Source organism: Flavobacterium sp. TN-1 (genome assembly GCF_052828645.1).
The window spans coordinates 2,079,190-2,094,538 of sequence record NZ_CM128253.1 but is presented as its reverse complement, the minus strand read 5'-3'; the positions used below and the strand labels follow the sequence as shown (position 1 = coordinate 2,094,538).

The window sequence follows — 15,349 nt, the reverse complement described above, 5'->3', positions numbered from 1 at the left end:
ATGTCCACTGACTCCATGTTGGGAAAGCCCTTATTTTGAAGGGTATCTACAACTTATTTGGCATAATTTCTAAATTTAAAAGGTTGGGAAAGCCCTTATTTTGAAGGAGGGACGAGCGTTAAGAAATAGTCCAGTGGACTATTTTAGCGATGTAGCCAGGAGGCGCGTGGGCATTTGAAACCGAATTCATTTTTTTTGAAGGGTATCTACAACTACTTGGAAATTGTCTAGTGACATACATCTGTTGTGATAGCCCTTATTTTACTCACGCTGTTTCTATTGTTTTTTTATAGGAGTTCGTGAATGATTATTTGAAGGGTATCTACAACTAAATCAGCCAAATAATCCGTGAATCTATCGTTGGGAAAGCCCTTATTTTGAAGGAGGGACGAGCGTTAAGAAATAGTCCAGTGGACTATTTTAGCGATGTAGCCAGGAGGCGCGTGGGCATTTGAAACCGAATTCATTTTTTTTGAAGGGTATCTACAACACCATCATCCCATTAACGAACGACTGACGGTTGGGAAAGCCCTTATTTTGAAGGAGGGACAAGCGTTAAGAAATAGTCCAGTGGACTATTTTAGCGATGTAGCCAGGAGGCGCGTGGGCATTTGAAACCGAATTCAATTTTTTTGAAGGAGGGACGAGCGTTAAGGAAGCTGTCCAAAAAGTACTAAATCAACATCCAGTTTGTCACTCCTACGTAGAAGGAGTCTCATAATCAATAGCATGTAATTTCTTCCTTTGGTCAAAATCACAAGATTGCGAACTTTTTGGACAGTCTCTAGCAAAATAGCGAGCAGGCGTTTGAAACCAAATTTAATTATTTAAAAAATAAATAAACCATAATTCTTATTCATAGAAATACCTCTTTTTTAAAAATAACAAAAACAAACCTATAACACAATCAAGTAAATATGATCCATATACTGCCTCCTAAACTTCCTTATAATTTAACCTCAACACCTAAGATATTTTTGTAAATTTGAATCATCAAACCATTTGGAATCATGAAGGCTAAATACATCAATCCGTTTACCGACTTTGGATTTAAAAAAATATTTGGGGAAGAAGCCAGCAAAAATTTGCTTATAGACTTCCTTAATACACTATTGCCTGAACACGACCAAATTAAAGAACTTTCTTTTAAAAACACCGAGCAACTCGGAATTACCGACCTCGACAGAAAAGCCATATACGACATCTATTGCCAAAATGAAAAAGGCGAAAAATTCATCGTAGAACTACAAAAAGCAAAACAAAATTTCTTTAAAGAACGAACCATTTATTACGCCACTTTTCCTATCAGAGAACAAGCCGAAAAAGGAGAATGGAACTATAACCTCAAATCCGTTTACTGTATAGGTATTTTAGATTTCACTTTTGACGATTACGAATCTGAACCCGAAAAAAGCGAAGTCGTACATACCATTAAACTAAAAAACCAAAATGGAAAAGTTTTTTACGATAAACTAACCTATATCTATTTAGAAATGCCCAACTTTAAAAAACAGGAAACCGACTTAAACTCCCGTTTAGACAAGTGGTTGTATTTTATTAAAAACCTAGAAGACTTCCAAAATATACCTACCATTTTCAAAGATGAGGTTTTTACTCAAGCTTTTGAAAAAGCTGAATTAGCTAATTTTGGACAATGGGAATTAGATAAATACGAAAGTAGTTTAAAAGTGTACAGAGACCTAAAAAGTATTATTGATACAGCTTTTGACGACGATAAAGAAGAAGGAAAGATTCAAGGAAAAATTGAAATTGCTAAATCTTTAAAAAAATTAGGCATTTCAATAGAAATAATCATCCAATCAACAGGATTGACCCAAGAAGAAATAAACAAATTATAAAAAGCAGTGCTCCTACCTTTTTTGTAAATTTGAATCATCAAACCATTTGGAATCATGAAGGCTAAATACATCAATCCGTTTACCGACTTTGGATTTAAAAAAATATTTGGGGAAGAAGCCAGCAAAAATTTGCTTATAGACTTCCTTAACACACTATTGCCTGAACACGACCAAATTAAAGAACTTTCTTTTAAAAACACCGAGCAACTCGGAATTACCGACCTCGACAGAAAAGCCATATACGACATCTATTGCCAAAATGAAAAAGGCGAAAAATTCATCGTAGAACTCCAAAAAGCCAAGCAAAACTACTTCAAAGAAAGAACCATCTATTACTCCACATTTCCCATTAGAGAACAAGCCGAAAAAGGCGAATGGAACTATAACTTGAAAGCGGTTTATTGTGTAGGTGTTTTAGATTTCACCTTCGACGATTACGAATCTGAACCCGAAAAAAGCGAAGTCGTACATACCATTAAACTAAAAAATCAAAATGGAAAAGTTTTTTACGATAAACTAACCTATATCTATTTAGAAATGCCCAACTTTAAAAAACAGGAAACCGACTTAAACTCCCGTTTAGACAAGTGGTTGTATTTTATTAAAAACCTAGAAGACTTCCAAAATATACCTACCATTTTCAAAGATGAGGTTTTTACTCAAGCTTTTGAAAAAGCTGAATTAGCTAATTTTGGACAATGGGAATTAGATAAATACGAAAATAGTTTAAAAGTGTACAGAGACCTAAAAAGTATTATTGACACGGCTTTTGACGACGGTAAAATTGAAGGTAAAATTGAAACTGCTAAATCTTTAAAAAAATTAGGCATTTCAATAGAAATAATCATCCAATCAACAGGATTGACCCAAGAAGAAATAAACAAATTATAAAAAGCAGTGCTCCTACCTTTTTTGTAAATTTGAATCATCAAACCATTTGGAATCATGAAGGCTAAATACATCAATCCGTTTACCGACTTTGGATTTAAAAAAATATTTGGGGAAGAAGCCAGCAAAAATTTGCTTATAGACTTCCTTAACACACTATTGCCTGAACACGACCAAATTAAAGAACTTTCTTTTAAAAACACCGAGCAACTCGGAATTACCGACCTCGACAGAAAAGCCATCTACGACATCTATTGCGAAAACGAAAAAGGCGAAAAATTCATCGTAGAACTACAAAAAGCAAAACAAAATTTCTTTAAAGAACGAACCATTTATTACGCCACTTTTCCTATCAGAGAACAAGCCGAAAAAGGAGAATGGAACTATAACCTCAAATCCGTTTACTGTATAGGTATTTTAGATTTTACTTTTGACGATTACGAATCTGAACCCGAAAAAAGCGAAGTCGTACATACCATTAAACTAAAAAACCAAAATGGAAAAGTTTTTTACGATAAACTAACCTATATTTATTTAGAAATGCCCAACTTTAAAAAACAGGAAACCGACTTAAACTCCCGTTTAGACAAGTGGTTGTATTTTATTAAAAACCTAGAAGACTTCCAAAACATACCTACCATTTTCAAAGATGAAGTTTTTACTCAAGCTTTTGAAAAAGCTGAATTGGCTAATTTTGGACAATGGGAATTAGATAAATACGAAAGTAGTTTAAAAGTGTACAGAGACCTAAAAAGTATTATTGATACAGCTTTTGACGACGGTAAAGAAGAAGGAAAGATTCAAGGAAAAATTGAAATTGCTAAGCAAGCAAAAACAATGGGGCTTTCAATTCCTGATATAATAAAGCTAACAGGACTATCCAAAAAAGAAATCAACGAGTTATAAAAGTCTATAATACAAGAACTTTTTTTCTTATCCATGATATACAAATAAGAAACTAAAATTAATTATATAAAAACGTAAAGCACACTAAACAATGATAACTTCCGAAGTTTACAAGTTTCTAAAATTGTAAAACATTCGAAACTATATTTCAAAAACAAGTAAAAAACATCTATTTCAATCAGTACTTATGGGATTTTTTGACATTTTCTTTAAGAAAAAGCAAGCTGTAACTAATTTAGAAAACTCAAAGCAAACTCAAGACGTTCAACTAAACAAAGAAAATACGTTCGTTTCTACAGTTGATCATTTAGAACATAAGATAATTCGATCTTTAACAAATGAACAAAGAGAAGCTATTCATAAATCGACTATTTTGCTTCAAGCGGGACAACTTTATATGCACTATTGGACAGATCATTTAGTTTGTAAAGACCGTAATGATCCTGAATGGCAAAATAAAGTCATGTTCTTTTGGAAAGCAGAAGAGCCTTTTCCTAAAAAATCTTTACCCCCTATTTTTGAAACTTTTAAAACCAAACATTTTCTCTTTGTTGGAGATACGTCTAAAATTTCATTACAAATAGGGCAAGCTATTCCTTGGTTTGGAATGCCTGGCCTTGGTCAGAAACATTCCTGTGAGATGAATGGACAAAAAATAACAATTCCTGAATTAAACAAAATTGGTTTGGTTGAATACATAGAACCCGTTGAACTAAAAGATGACAATCTAGATATATTATCCGACAAAGACAATTACTTTTTTTTAATTGATGAAAGAATTACGCCATTTCAAAACGGTAATTTTCTTCTAAATGGCATTCCAATCCCTATAGATATGGCATATAGCATTGGAGGTATTCACATCATCAAAAAAATAGATTTGGAATAATCTAAAAATAAATAGAAATTTCAAATTAACGTTTTATCAGACTCAAGAATAATAGATTATTTATTATTCAAACTAAACTGGTTTTTTCTAAAATCCAAGAGCAAAAATCATAAATATGATAGCAATTATTATCTTTGCACTATGGGAAGAAAAAAAGATAAACAAGTCGTATTCGAAAACGTAAAAGTCCTTGATGCAGGAGCAAAAGGCGTATGTGTGGCAAAAGCCCCAGAAGGTCAGGTTATTTTTTTAAGTAATGTAGTACCTGGTGATGTAGTAGATATTCAAACCTTCAAAAAGCGAAAATCGTATTATGAAGGCAAAGCTTTCAAATTTCATTCGTATTCTGAGCATCGTGTAGATCCCGTATGCGAACATTCTGGTGTATGTGGTGGTTGCAAATGGCAAAACATGAATTACAACCAACAGTTATTTTACAAACATCAAGAAGTAGAAAATAACTTAAAGCGCATTGGGAAAATAGAATTACCCGTATTTGAACCAATTTTGGGCTCTGAAAAACAGTTTTTCTATCGTAATAAAATGGAGTTCGGTTTTTCTTCTAGTCGTTGGATGACCCCCGAAGAAATTAATAGTGGCGAAGAATTAGACAATAAAAATGCAGTAGGTTTTCATATTCCAAAAATGTGGGATAAGATTCTTAATATCAACAAATGTCATTTACAACAAGATCCTTCTAATGATATTCGTAATGAAATAAGACGTTTTGCTAACGAAAATGACTTAACCTTCTTTAACCCTAGAGAACATGGTGGTTTGTTACGTACTCTTATGATTCGTACTGCTTCTACGGGAGAAATCATGGTAGTTATTCAATTTTTTGATCATAATCAAAAACAAATAGAAATGGTTATGAATTTTTTGGCAGAACGTTTCCCTGAAATTACTTCGCTACAGTATGTAGTCAACCAAAAAGCAAACGATACTTTGTACGATCAAGAGATTATTTTGTTTAAAGGTAGAGATTATATCTTAGAAGAAATGGAAGGCTTACAGTTTAGCATTAATGCTAAGTCTTTCTACCAAACCAATTCAGAACAAGCGTATGAATTATATTCTATTACTAGGGATTTTGCTGGATTAACAGGGAACGAATTGGTATATGATTTATATACAGGAACAGGAACGATTGCGCAATTTGTTTCTAAAAAAGCAAAAAAAGTAATCGGAGTAGAAGCTGTTCCAGAAGCTATTTCTGATGCAAAAATAAATGCTGAACGTAATAACATTAGTAATTGTGAGTTTTTTGTAGGTGATATGAAAAACGTATTCAATGATGACTTTATCGCTACAAATGGACATCCTGACATCATTATTACAGATCCCCCTCGTGATGGTATGCACGCAGATGTGGTTGAACAAATCTTAAAGATTGCACCTAAAAAAGTGGTATATGTAAGCTGTAACTCTGCTACACAAGCACGTGATTTGGCGTTAATGGATAAGATGTATAAGGTAACTCGTGTACGTCCTGTGGACATGTTTCCACAAACCCATCACGTAGAAAATGTTGTACTTTTGGAAAAGAGATAAATAATAAAAAGTGATTAGCAATCTATAACTAATCACTTTTTATTTAATTACTAAAACAAATATGAAAAAAATATTTTTGGGATTATTCGTCATTCTGTCTACTTTGCCTTTTTTAAATTGCGAACCCGATGATGTCTGTCCACAAGGAACACCCACAACTCCTAGAATGATTGTACAATTTTTTGACAACAACAATCCTACTAATCCTAAAACAATAACGGATTTAAAAGTCACTGCTGAAGGCATGTCTAGCTCCTTGGATTTTGCTAGTAGTAACAAAATTGAATTACCTTTAAAAGTAAATAATAATCAAGTACGTTATACTTTTCAAATTAATTCAAAAAACAGTACTTTAGCTAAGGAAGATCAAATTACTCTTAATTACTCACGTAACGATGTTTATATTTCAAGGGCTTGCGGATATAAAACTGAATTTACTCTAAATACACTTAATGGAGCCACCCTTACAACACCTAAAAACTGGATACAAGAAGTAACTATTCAAAAAACATCTATAGTAAACGAAAATGAAACACATCTCAAAATTTTCTTTTAGCCTGTTGTTAACGATTTATACTTTTACAATTAGTCAGGCACAGGAAAAAACAAACGATACTATCAAAAAAACAGAACGTTATGGAATACGAATAGGAACGGATTTATCCAAAATTACTCGTTCTATTTTTGATAAAAATTATAAAGGATTAGAATTAGTAGGTGATTACAGGATAGGTCAGAAGATGTATCTAGCAACCGAGATAGGCAACGAAAAAAAAATAACAGAAGATAAACGTCTTAATTTTACAACGACTGGTAGTTATTTAAAAGTAGGATTTGATTACAATTTTTATCAAAACTGGCTCAATATGGAAGATATGGTTCATCTTGGTTTGCGCTATGGTTTTTCTTCTTTTAGTCAAGCACTTACAAGTTACAAAATATATAATACTACGGGATATTTTCCGCAAGCAGATGCTGTGATAGCAAATCAAAATTATAAAGATCTAACAGCTCATTGGACGGAGGTTGTAGCTGGAATAAAAGCTAAAATTTTTAATAATTTTTATGCAGGCTTTAGCTTAAGAATTAATTATCTATTATCCGAAAAGAAGCCAGAAAATTTTAACAATTTGTATATCCCTGGATTTAACAGGACGTATGATGGGCAATTTGGTGCTGGTTGGAATTATAGCATTACCTATTTTATTCCTTTATATAAAAAGAAGGGGTAATTTTTATATTGAACTTTGAAGGGTTATCTAATAAAATATAGTTATATAATTCAATGAAAAGCTTAGGCTGAAATAGTGTTAATAATAGGTAAAAACATAACGTTAACTAAAAATCATCTTAGCATTGAAACAAAAAAACATTTACTAGATAACCTTCTCTTGTAAGGGTTTATTATGATTTTAATAAATAAATACCATCTGGTCTTAATTCTATTATCTTTTCTCTATAAAGAGTCCCAATGGCTTTTTTAAAAGTCTTTTTACTCATTTGTAAAATTGTTTTAATATCTTCTGGGCTACTATTATCGTGTAATTTTAGCATTCCTCTTCCTGCTTTTAATTCTTCTAATATTTTTTGAGCGGAAGCATCTATTCGTTCAAAACCTAATGGTTGTCTTGAAATGTCTATTTTGCCATCTGGGCGAATATTTTTGATATATCCAATGATACGGTCTCCTGTTCTTAAATCTTCAAAAATTTGATCTTTATAAATTAATCCTTTGTGTTTTTCATTAATAATTACGTTAATACCTGTATCTGAAATATGAGAAACGATCAAATCTACTTCTTCTCCTTTTTCAACATTTAAATTTTGGTTGTTTAAAAATTGGTTCAACCTACTAGAACCTACTAAACGATTTGTTTGTTTATCTAGATACATGTATACAAGGTATCTTTTTCCTTCTTCCATAGGTCTTGCCTGTTCTTTGAATGGGACAAATAAATCTTTTTCTAAGCCCCAATCCATAAAAGCTCCAAACTTATTAACGTAATTAACTCTCAATAACGAAAATTCGTTTAAAAATATATAAGGTTCTAAAGTAGTTGCTACAGGGCGTTCTTCATGATCTAAATAAATAAATACTTCTATATCCGCTTCTATCTCATATTCTTTGGGTACATATTTATTAGGTAATAACACATCTTTTTCACCATCTGTTAAATATAATCCTACATTAGTATTTCGAGCTATTTTTAGGGTATTGTATTTTCCTATTTCAATCATCTGTTAGTATTTAGAATCGCAAAGATACAAATAATAAATCCCGATAAAAATCGGGATTTATAAACTTTATTGTATAAATTAATTATATATACTTTCTTTTTTAAAGTGAAGCGTTAACAAATAATACACGACTGCACGGTATTTGTTACGGTTGGAGCGTCCATATCGTTCCATTACACTATCAATTGCAGCATCTAGCTCTGGATTATCAGACAGACCTAATTTTTTTATTAAAAAGTTGTTTTTAACTGTATCTAATTCCGATTGTTGTGATCCTGAAACGGTTGCTGAATCTTGATTATAAATAGAGGGACCACATCCTATTACTACTTTTGTCAATAATTCCATATCAGGTGTTACTCCACATTTTTCTTTTAAATCTGTAGCGTATTTTTCAATCAGTTCATCTCTTTTACTCATATTTTTTCTAGTTATGTTATTGTATATCTACCAAATATATAAAAATATATCAGAATAAGCAAGATTTAAAAAGGAAAAAAACAATCATTTTAATTTCTTAAAATATTGCAAAAGAACTTCATTATTTTGTTTTTCAGGTGTAAAGATTTCATATATGGCAGGTTTATTTAATGATGAAAAAAATGCCCAATTAGTTCGTAATTCTTTTTCTTCTTTAGCCTTAAAATAATCCAATCCATACATTTTAGCTAAATATTCTGCTGTTAAATTATGAGATGTTTCAAAAAAAGTATTGAATGTTTCATTTTCTTGATGACCTGGCAAAATTCTAAAAATCCCCCCTCCTCCATTATTTATGATAATAATTTTAAAATCGTTGGGTATATAATGATTCCATAACGCATTGCTATCATAAAAAAAACTAATATCTCCTGTTATAAGATAAGTTGTTTTTTTACTTGCCACAGCAGCACCAATAGCCGTTGTAGTACTTCCCTCTATCCCACTAGTTCCTCTATTACAATATACTGAAATACTAGGATCTATAGGGAATAATTGGGCGTATCGTATGGCAGAACTATTACTAATTTGTAATTGAATATTCTTAGGCAATAATTCCGTAATAATTTGAAAAACTTTTAGATCAGAAAAAATCAATTCTTTTAAGTAGTTGTTATGAGCTATTTTTCTTTGAAAACGAATAGCTAATAATTCTTTTTGAAAAGAACTTTCTTTATAAGATGTTAATTTCAGGAAGCGTTCAAAAAAAGTGTTAGGTTTTTCTTTAAAATGATAATTAAGACAATCATAGGTATTATAAGCCCTTAACGGGTCTATATGCCAATGTGCATTGGGTTGATATTTCCTAAAAAACGCTTTTATGCGTTTTGAAACAATCATTCCTCCTAAAGTCAACAATATTTCGGGTTTATAACGTTCAAATTCTTTTTCAGAAAAAGGGGTTATGATTGTATCTATATTAGTAATAAAATTTTCATGATGTAGATTAGACGTAACCTCAGTCATAACAATAACAGAAGGATCTCTAGCTAGTATGTCTAAATATTTAGTATCAATAGAATCAGAGTGATTTTCTCCTATTAATATTATTTTTTTTTGAGCTTGACTCCATTCTTCTGCAAAAAAATCTAGGGTTTCTAAAGGTTCATTCTGTTTTTCAAAATTAAACCATGTTGGTTCAATAGTTGGTTCAGAAATTGTTTCATATAAAGGTTCTTCAAAAGGTGCGTTTATATGAACAGGTCCTTTTTGGGAAACACTAAAAAAAAGGGCTTCTTGTATCAATCTATCATTTTCTAGAGATGCGGCTTCTTGTAGATTTGCATTATACAAGATATGATTAGCAAAAACATTAGCTTGCCTAATAGTTTGCCCATCTCCTATATCTATTTTATCAATTGGTCGATCGGCAGAAATAACAACTAAAGGTATTTGACTATAAAATGCTTCTGAAATAGCAGGATAATAGTTTAACAAGGCTGATCCCGAAGTACAAATTAGTGCTACTGGCTCCTGTAATTGTTGCGCCAAGCCTAATGCAAAAAAGCCTGCACAGCGTTCATCTACTATACTATAACAATTAAATTCAGCTTGATTAGAAAATCCTATAGTCAAAGGTGCATTTCGCGAACCTGGGGAAATGACTATATGTTTTAATCCTTTTTTTTTGCACATTTCAATTATGCTTTGTGCCAAAGGAATTTTGGGGTAAATAGCGGTAGGTTTCAATTTTATAATAAACTCATGTTCTATCGCAAAAGTATTAACTTATCGTCATATTTTGAGTATTTTCTTTTAAAATTAAAAATTTATAAATCATGTAATAGGCTAACGCAGAAAAAATGACAGTCAATTTATGCAAAAAAATTGATTTGCAATAAAACATGTTAAAGAAAAAGAGCGACATTTTAATAACTAAAAAAGCTGTAGCTAGAAGGAAAAACAAATTATCTCTTTTCATTTCGTTAATACAAGTAATTATTCCAACAGCACCTAAAAAAGCGGTAAACAAAGAGTTAAAAACCCAATAAATATAATATTCTTCTACTTGATTAAAAACAAAATAAATCATATATAAATATAGAACGAACAAAGGTATTAAGGCAATTCCAATAGCTATTCTATATTTTTTTTGGATAAATTCTAGTACTAAATAAATTAATCCTATTTTAGAGGCTAAAGAAAAGAGTGTTGCTATTTTAAAGGCTATTTTTTCTTCTATTGCAAATAATGAAGATGTTATTTGAAACAATACCAAACACAATAAGAAACTCATATTTATTCTTGAAGATGACACAACATATAGCACAAAAAGTATAGGAATTCCTGTATAGCGTAAATATTCTTCTAGTATATCAACTTGTAAAATAGTCATTACACTATACAAAACAAGGTTAATAATAAATAGAAAATCAAAAATTTGAGCAATTTTTTGTAATTTCATAACTTCAATTTATTAATACTTTTAATTATAAACAAATGTCCATTCTAATAAAAGAGGCTAAGTATGAAGATCTTTCTGAAATTCTTGAAATAATAAACTATGAAATTTTAAATAGTACTTCTATTTGGGAATATCATATCAGAACTTTAGAACAGCAACAAAAGATTTTTGAAGAAAAAAAAATAAATAATCAACCTTTTTTAATTGCGATAAAAGAAAATAAAATAGTAGGATTTGGGACTTATGGTTCATTTCGTTTTAAAATAGGGTATCAATTTACCGCAGAACACTCAGTATATATACATAAAGACTACCACGGAAATGGAATTGGCTCACTCCTTTTAAAAGAACTCATTAAAATTGCAAAAAAAGAAAAAATTCATACTTTAATTGGTGTTATTGATTCTGAAAATTTAGGAAGCCTTGCATTCCATAAAAAATTAGGATTCCAAGAAGTTGGGCATATTAAAGAAACTGGTTTTAAATTTAACAGATGGCTTGACTCTATTTTTGTACAAATTATGTTATGAGTTAACAACTATTTACGACTCATTCTTTTGAGAAATTTTATCTAAATTATAATGACAGTTTTTAACCTTGATCCTTATAATCCTAGTTATTCCGATCATAAAAATATTTTAATTTTATAAAAAATTTATTCTTAAACAAAAAAATTAAAAGACCTAACACTAGAAAAATGTTCATTCTTTTTCATATTTTATTTTTTTTCGTGCGCAAATTTACAATTTCTATTTAATAAAGATCCCTAAACTCAAAACTATAATCTACTAAATAACTACCTTTGCAAAAAATAAATCAATGCAAAATACATACATAGGATACCATTTTGAGGTAGAACCAAAAGAGTTGGGTTCTGAAATTTTAATAGCTGAACTAGGAGAGCTTCCTTTTGACAGTTTTATTGAAACAGATAAAGGTTTTTCTGCTTATATTCCCAAAGAAAATTGGAATAAAAATATTCTAGAAGACATTTATATATTACAAAATCCCGAATTTAAAATTTCGTACACTTTTGAAGAAATTGAACAGCAAAATTGGAATGCAGAATGGGAAAAAAACTTTGATCCAATTGATGTTGATGGTTTATGTCATGTACGCGCACCTTTTCATCCTAAAACAGACGCTCCGTTTGACATTATAATAGAACCCAAAATGAGCTTTGGAACAGGGCATCACGAAACCACCCACATGATGATCCAACATCTATTAGAATTGGATCTCAAAGGATTAAAAACACTTGACATGGGATGTGGAACTGCTATTCTAGCAATACTTGCTGAAATGAAAGGAGCACAACCTATAGATGCCATAGACATTGACAATTGGTGTTATTTAAATTCTATTGAAAATGCAACACGCAACAATTGTAAACATATAACGGTTTATGAAGGAGATGCTTCTTTATTAAAAAACAAAAAATACGATTTAATTATTGCAAACATTAATAGAAATATACTCCTTAATGATATGCAAACTTATGTGGATTGTTTAAATCCTAATGGTATTATTTTATTCAGCGGTTTTTACGAACAAGACATTCCTACTATTGATGCTTCTTGCATAGAAAAAGGCTTAACTTTTGTCAAAAAAATTAACCGTAACAACTGGGTATCATTAAAATATATAAATTCATAGACTAATTTTCCATTAATAAATATTTAACATACATGAGTATTATTGAAAAAACACAGGAAGACGTTGCCATTTTAGAAAAAGTTTCTATTAATCACGAAATAATTCTATACAATGATGATGTAAATACGTTTGATCATGTAATAGAAACATTAATACGCGTTTGTAATCACGAGGAATTACAAGCAGAACAATGCGCTATTTTAGTACATTATACAGGCAAATGTGCTGTAAAAACAGGTTCTTTTGACGAATTACAACCATTATGCCTTGCTCTTCTTGATGCTGGACTAAGCGCAGAAATTACATAATTCTTAAATAAAGTTATAAAAAAATAAATTTATTTAAAAAAAATAATTAGATTTACTAAAAGCAGATATAATCATTTTTTAAAATTTCTGAATTTTTAAAATCTAAATATTACAATGGAAACTTACGGCAAAATACTGATCATTGCAATGCCTGTTTTCTTATTCTTAATTATCGTTGAGAAAATATATGGCTATTATAAAAAAGTAGATTACGCTCCTATGATGGATAGCATCTCTAGTTTAAGCTCTGGAATGACTAACGCTACTAGAGATGTCTTAGGCTTAAGTATTTCTATCATTACGTATGAAATCATGGTTTCTAAAATAGCCTTTTTTCATATTGAAGAATCTATTTTAGCCTATATTATTGCATTTATTGCCATTGATTTTCAAGGATACTGGACACACCGTTTGGCACATCAGATTAATATTTTTTGGAACAAGCATGCTATTCATCACAGCAGCGAAGAGTTTAATCTATCCTGTGCATTAAGACAATCTGTTTCTGATTTTTTTAAATTATTTACTTTTTTATTATTACCTGCTGCTTTATTAGGCATTCCTTCTAGAGTAATTGCAATTACCCTACCTATCCAATTTTTTCTGCAATTTTGGTATCACACACGTTATATTAATAAACTAGGATTTTTAGAAAAAATAATTGTAACCCCCTCTCATCATAGAGTTCATCATGCTATTAATCCTGAATACATGGACAAAAACCATGCGCAGATATTCATTATTTGGGATAAACTTTTCGGTACTTTTCAAGAAGAATTAGCAGATGTACCACCCGTTTTCGGTATCACACGCCCTGCCCAAACTTGGAATCCTTTTAAAATCAACTTTCAACATCTTTGGGTATTAATTAAAGATGCTTGGTATGCTGAAAAATTTATGGACAAACTAAAAATTTGGTTTATGCCTACTGGCTGGAGACCTGAAGGTTTCGATAAAAAATACCCCATTTACAAAATTGAAGATGTCTATAATTTTAAAAAATTTGGCACTAACCATTCCACATTATTGATAGGCTGGTCATTCATTCAGCTGTTTTTAACCCTTATATTAATATCTTATTTATTTGACAATATAGCTAAAATAGGTTTGCCGAATATCTTCTATTATGGCTTCTTTATTTTCATAACAATATATAGCTATACTGAATTAATGGGAAAAAACAAATTTGCACATATTTATGAGACCATCCGTTTCGTATTTGCTATTGTTATCATTTATCACTTAAATGGCTGGTTTCAAATAGATCAAATTATTCCATACGGTACACACATAGTCTTCGGCTATTTTTTAATTGCTCTTTTTATGAGTTTTTATTTTGTAAAAATAGAATTTAAACAAAAAAACATTAATTCCTTTTAAACTAATTTTATGAGCCAATATTTAAAGAGTTTTATAGGTATTAGCCTATTTTATTTACTTCTACTACTAACTAAACAAGAAGCTATTGCTTGGTATTTCAAACCTCTATTACTTCCTTTACTAATTTTAGAAACTTATAGTTCTCATAATTTCCGAATAAAAAAACACCTCCTTTTTGCCTTGTTGTTTTCTTGGATTGGCGATGTCGTTTTAATGTTTGCAGACAAAGCTGAGCTATATTTTATTTTAGGCTTAACCTCTTTTCTAATAAGCCATATTTTCTTTATCTTTTTATTTATAAAACAAGAGCAAACCAAACCCAATTCTAACTTGTTTTGGATAGGATTTATATTTGTAATGATGTATTTATTAGGTATGCTAAATCTACTTTCCCCTAGTTTAGGAAATTTAAAAATACCTGTTGCATTATATGCCACAACCATTTCTATTATGTTGTTAATGGCTATTAAAGGTTATTTTAAGTGGTCTAAACCAAACAACCTAATCGTACTAATAGGCGCTTTATTTTTTGTAAGCTCTGATAGTATATTAGCAATCAACAAATTTCATTCAGAACTACCCAAATCTGGTTTTCTAATCATGCTAACATATATCGTTGCTCAATTCCTTATAACTAAAGGAATTTTAGGTCTAAACAAAAATAAATAGCATTCTTTTTCCTATTTAACCCAAATTACGCATTAGACTTCGTTGTGAAATTTGGGTTTAAATTTCATCAAATAAACAGATACAAAAATCAACTCAAAACTATGTATTAAAATTTATG

Annotated in this window: 16 protein-coding genes; 12 read left to right on the top strand and 4 right to left on the bottom strand. The window is 30.4% G+C overall.

Features of this window, described 5'->3' with window-relative positions; translation table 11 throughout:
• Positions 1 to 1,010: 1,010 nt before the first annotated feature.
• The 7 genes from ACUXZJ_RS09195 (at position 1,011) to ACUXZJ_RS09165 (ending at position 7,328) form a co-directional block, all read left to right on the top strand.
• Positions 1,011 to 1,859 carry an Rpn family recombination-promoting nuclease/putative transposase gene (locus tag ACUXZJ_RS09195; protein ID WP_063744071.1) on the top strand — a complete coding sequence of 283 codons (849 nt, stop codon included), beginning with the start codon at positions 1,011 to 1,013 and terminating at the stop codon, positions 1,857 to 1,859.
• Positions 1,860 to 1,913: 54 nt separating this feature from the next.
• Positions 1,914 to 2,750, top strand: a complete 837-nt coding sequence (locus tag ACUXZJ_RS09190) for an Rpn family recombination-promoting nuclease/putative transposase (RefSeq protein WP_063744072.1) — start codon at positions 1,914 to 1,916, stop codon at positions 2,748 to 2,750.
• Positions 2,751 to 2,804: 54 nt separating this feature from the next.
• Positions 2,805 to 3,653, top strand: coding sequence for an Rpn family recombination-promoting nuclease/putative transposase (locus tag ACUXZJ_RS09185; protein WP_063744073.1), 849 nt, complete (start codon positions 2,805 to 2,807; stop codon positions 3,651 to 3,653).
• Between the two features lie 187 nt (positions 3,654 to 3,840).
• Positions 3,841 to 4,542, top strand: a complete 702-nt coding sequence (locus ACUXZJ_RS09180; protein ID WP_060381851.1) for a hypothetical protein — start codon at positions 3,841 to 3,843, stop codon at positions 4,540 to 4,542.
• A gap of 141 nt (positions 4,543 to 4,683) precedes the next feature.
• Positions 4,684 to 6,096: a 23S rRNA (uracil(1939)-C(5))-methyltransferase RlmD gene (rlmD, locus tag ACUXZJ_RS09175; RefSeq protein WP_060381850.1), complete on the top strand. Its 1,413-nt coding sequence runs from the start codon at positions 4,684 to 4,686 to the stop codon at positions 6,094 to 6,096.
• Between the two features lie 61 nt (positions 6,097 to 6,157).
• Positions 6,158 to 6,652: a DUF6452 family protein gene (locus tag ACUXZJ_RS09170; protein WP_060381849.1), complete on the top strand. Its 495-nt coding sequence runs from the start codon at positions 6,158 to 6,160 to the stop codon at positions 6,650 to 6,652.
• Positions 6,624 to 7,328: a DUF6048 family protein gene (locus tag ACUXZJ_RS09165; RefSeq protein WP_060381848.1), complete on the top strand. Its 705-nt coding sequence runs from the start codon at positions 6,624 to 6,626 to the stop codon at positions 7,326 to 7,328. The genes ACUXZJ_RS09170 and ACUXZJ_RS09165 overlap by 29 nt, the downstream gene beginning before the upstream one ends.
• A gap of 172 nt (positions 7,329 to 7,500) precedes the next feature.
• Here the strand turns inward: ACUXZJ_RS09165 and ACUXZJ_RS09160 are convergent, their stop codons facing one another.
• The 4 genes from ACUXZJ_RS09160 to ACUXZJ_RS09145 form a co-directional block, all read right to left on the bottom strand.
• Complete coding sequence (locus ACUXZJ_RS09160) at positions 7,501 to 8,334, bottom strand: CvfB family protein (protein ID WP_060381847.1); 834 nt, start codon at positions 8,332 to 8,334, stop codon at positions 7,501 to 7,503.
• 78 nt (positions 8,335 to 8,412) lie between these two features.
• Positions 8,413 to 8,754, bottom strand: a complete 342-nt coding sequence (locus ACUXZJ_RS09155) for a DUF2853 family protein (RefSeq protein WP_060381846.1) — start codon at positions 8,752 to 8,754, stop codon at positions 8,413 to 8,415.
• Positions 8,755 to 8,838: 84 nt separating this feature from the next.
• On the bottom strand, positions 8,839 to 10,503 hold the full coding sequence (gene menD, locus ACUXZJ_RS09150; protein WP_089047617.1) for a 2-succinyl-5-enolpyruvyl-6-hydroxy-3-cyclohexene-1-carboxylic-acid synthase: 1,665 nt from the start codon (positions 10,501 to 10,503) through the stop codon (positions 8,839 to 8,841).
• Between the two features lie 34 nt (positions 10,504 to 10,537).
• Positions 10,538 to 11,218, bottom strand: a complete 681-nt coding sequence (locus tag ACUXZJ_RS09145; protein ID WP_446194782.1) for a hypothetical protein — start codon at positions 11,216 to 11,218, stop codon at positions 10,538 to 10,540.
• 35 nt (positions 11,219 to 11,253) lie between these two features.
• Between ACUXZJ_RS09145 and ACUXZJ_RS09140 the strand changes: the two genes are divergently transcribed.
• From ACUXZJ_RS09140 to ACUXZJ_RS09120, 5 genes are all read left to right on the top strand, one after another.
• Positions 11,254 to 11,748 carry a GNAT family N-acetyltransferase gene (locus ACUXZJ_RS09140; RefSeq protein WP_060381844.1) on the top strand — a complete coding sequence of 165 codons (495 nt, stop codon included), beginning with the start codon at positions 11,254 to 11,256 and terminating at the stop codon, positions 11,746 to 11,748.
• Positions 11,749 to 12,037: 289 nt separating this feature from the next.
• Positions 12,038 to 12,874, top strand: coding sequence for a 50S ribosomal protein L11 methyltransferase (prmA, locus tag ACUXZJ_RS09135; protein ID WP_060381843.1), 837 nt, complete (start codon positions 12,038 to 12,040; stop codon positions 12,872 to 12,874).
• 32 nt (positions 12,875 to 12,906) lie between these two features.
• Positions 12,907 to 13,182, top strand: a complete 276-nt coding sequence (locus ACUXZJ_RS09130) for an ATP-dependent Clp protease adaptor ClpS (RefSeq protein ID WP_060381842.1) — start codon at positions 12,907 to 12,909, stop codon at positions 13,180 to 13,182.
• Positions 13,183 to 13,296: 114 nt separating this feature from the next.
• Positions 13,297 to 14,562, top strand: a complete 1,266-nt coding sequence (locus ACUXZJ_RS09125; RefSeq protein WP_060381841.1) for a sterol desaturase family protein — start codon at positions 13,297 to 13,299, stop codon at positions 14,560 to 14,562.
• Positions 14,563 to 14,571: 9 nt separating this feature from the next.
• Positions 14,572 to 15,231, top strand: coding sequence for a lysoplasmalogenase (locus ACUXZJ_RS09120; protein WP_060381840.1), 660 nt, complete (start codon positions 14,572 to 14,574; stop codon positions 15,229 to 15,231).
• Positions 15,232 to 15,349 lie beyond the last annotated feature (118 nt).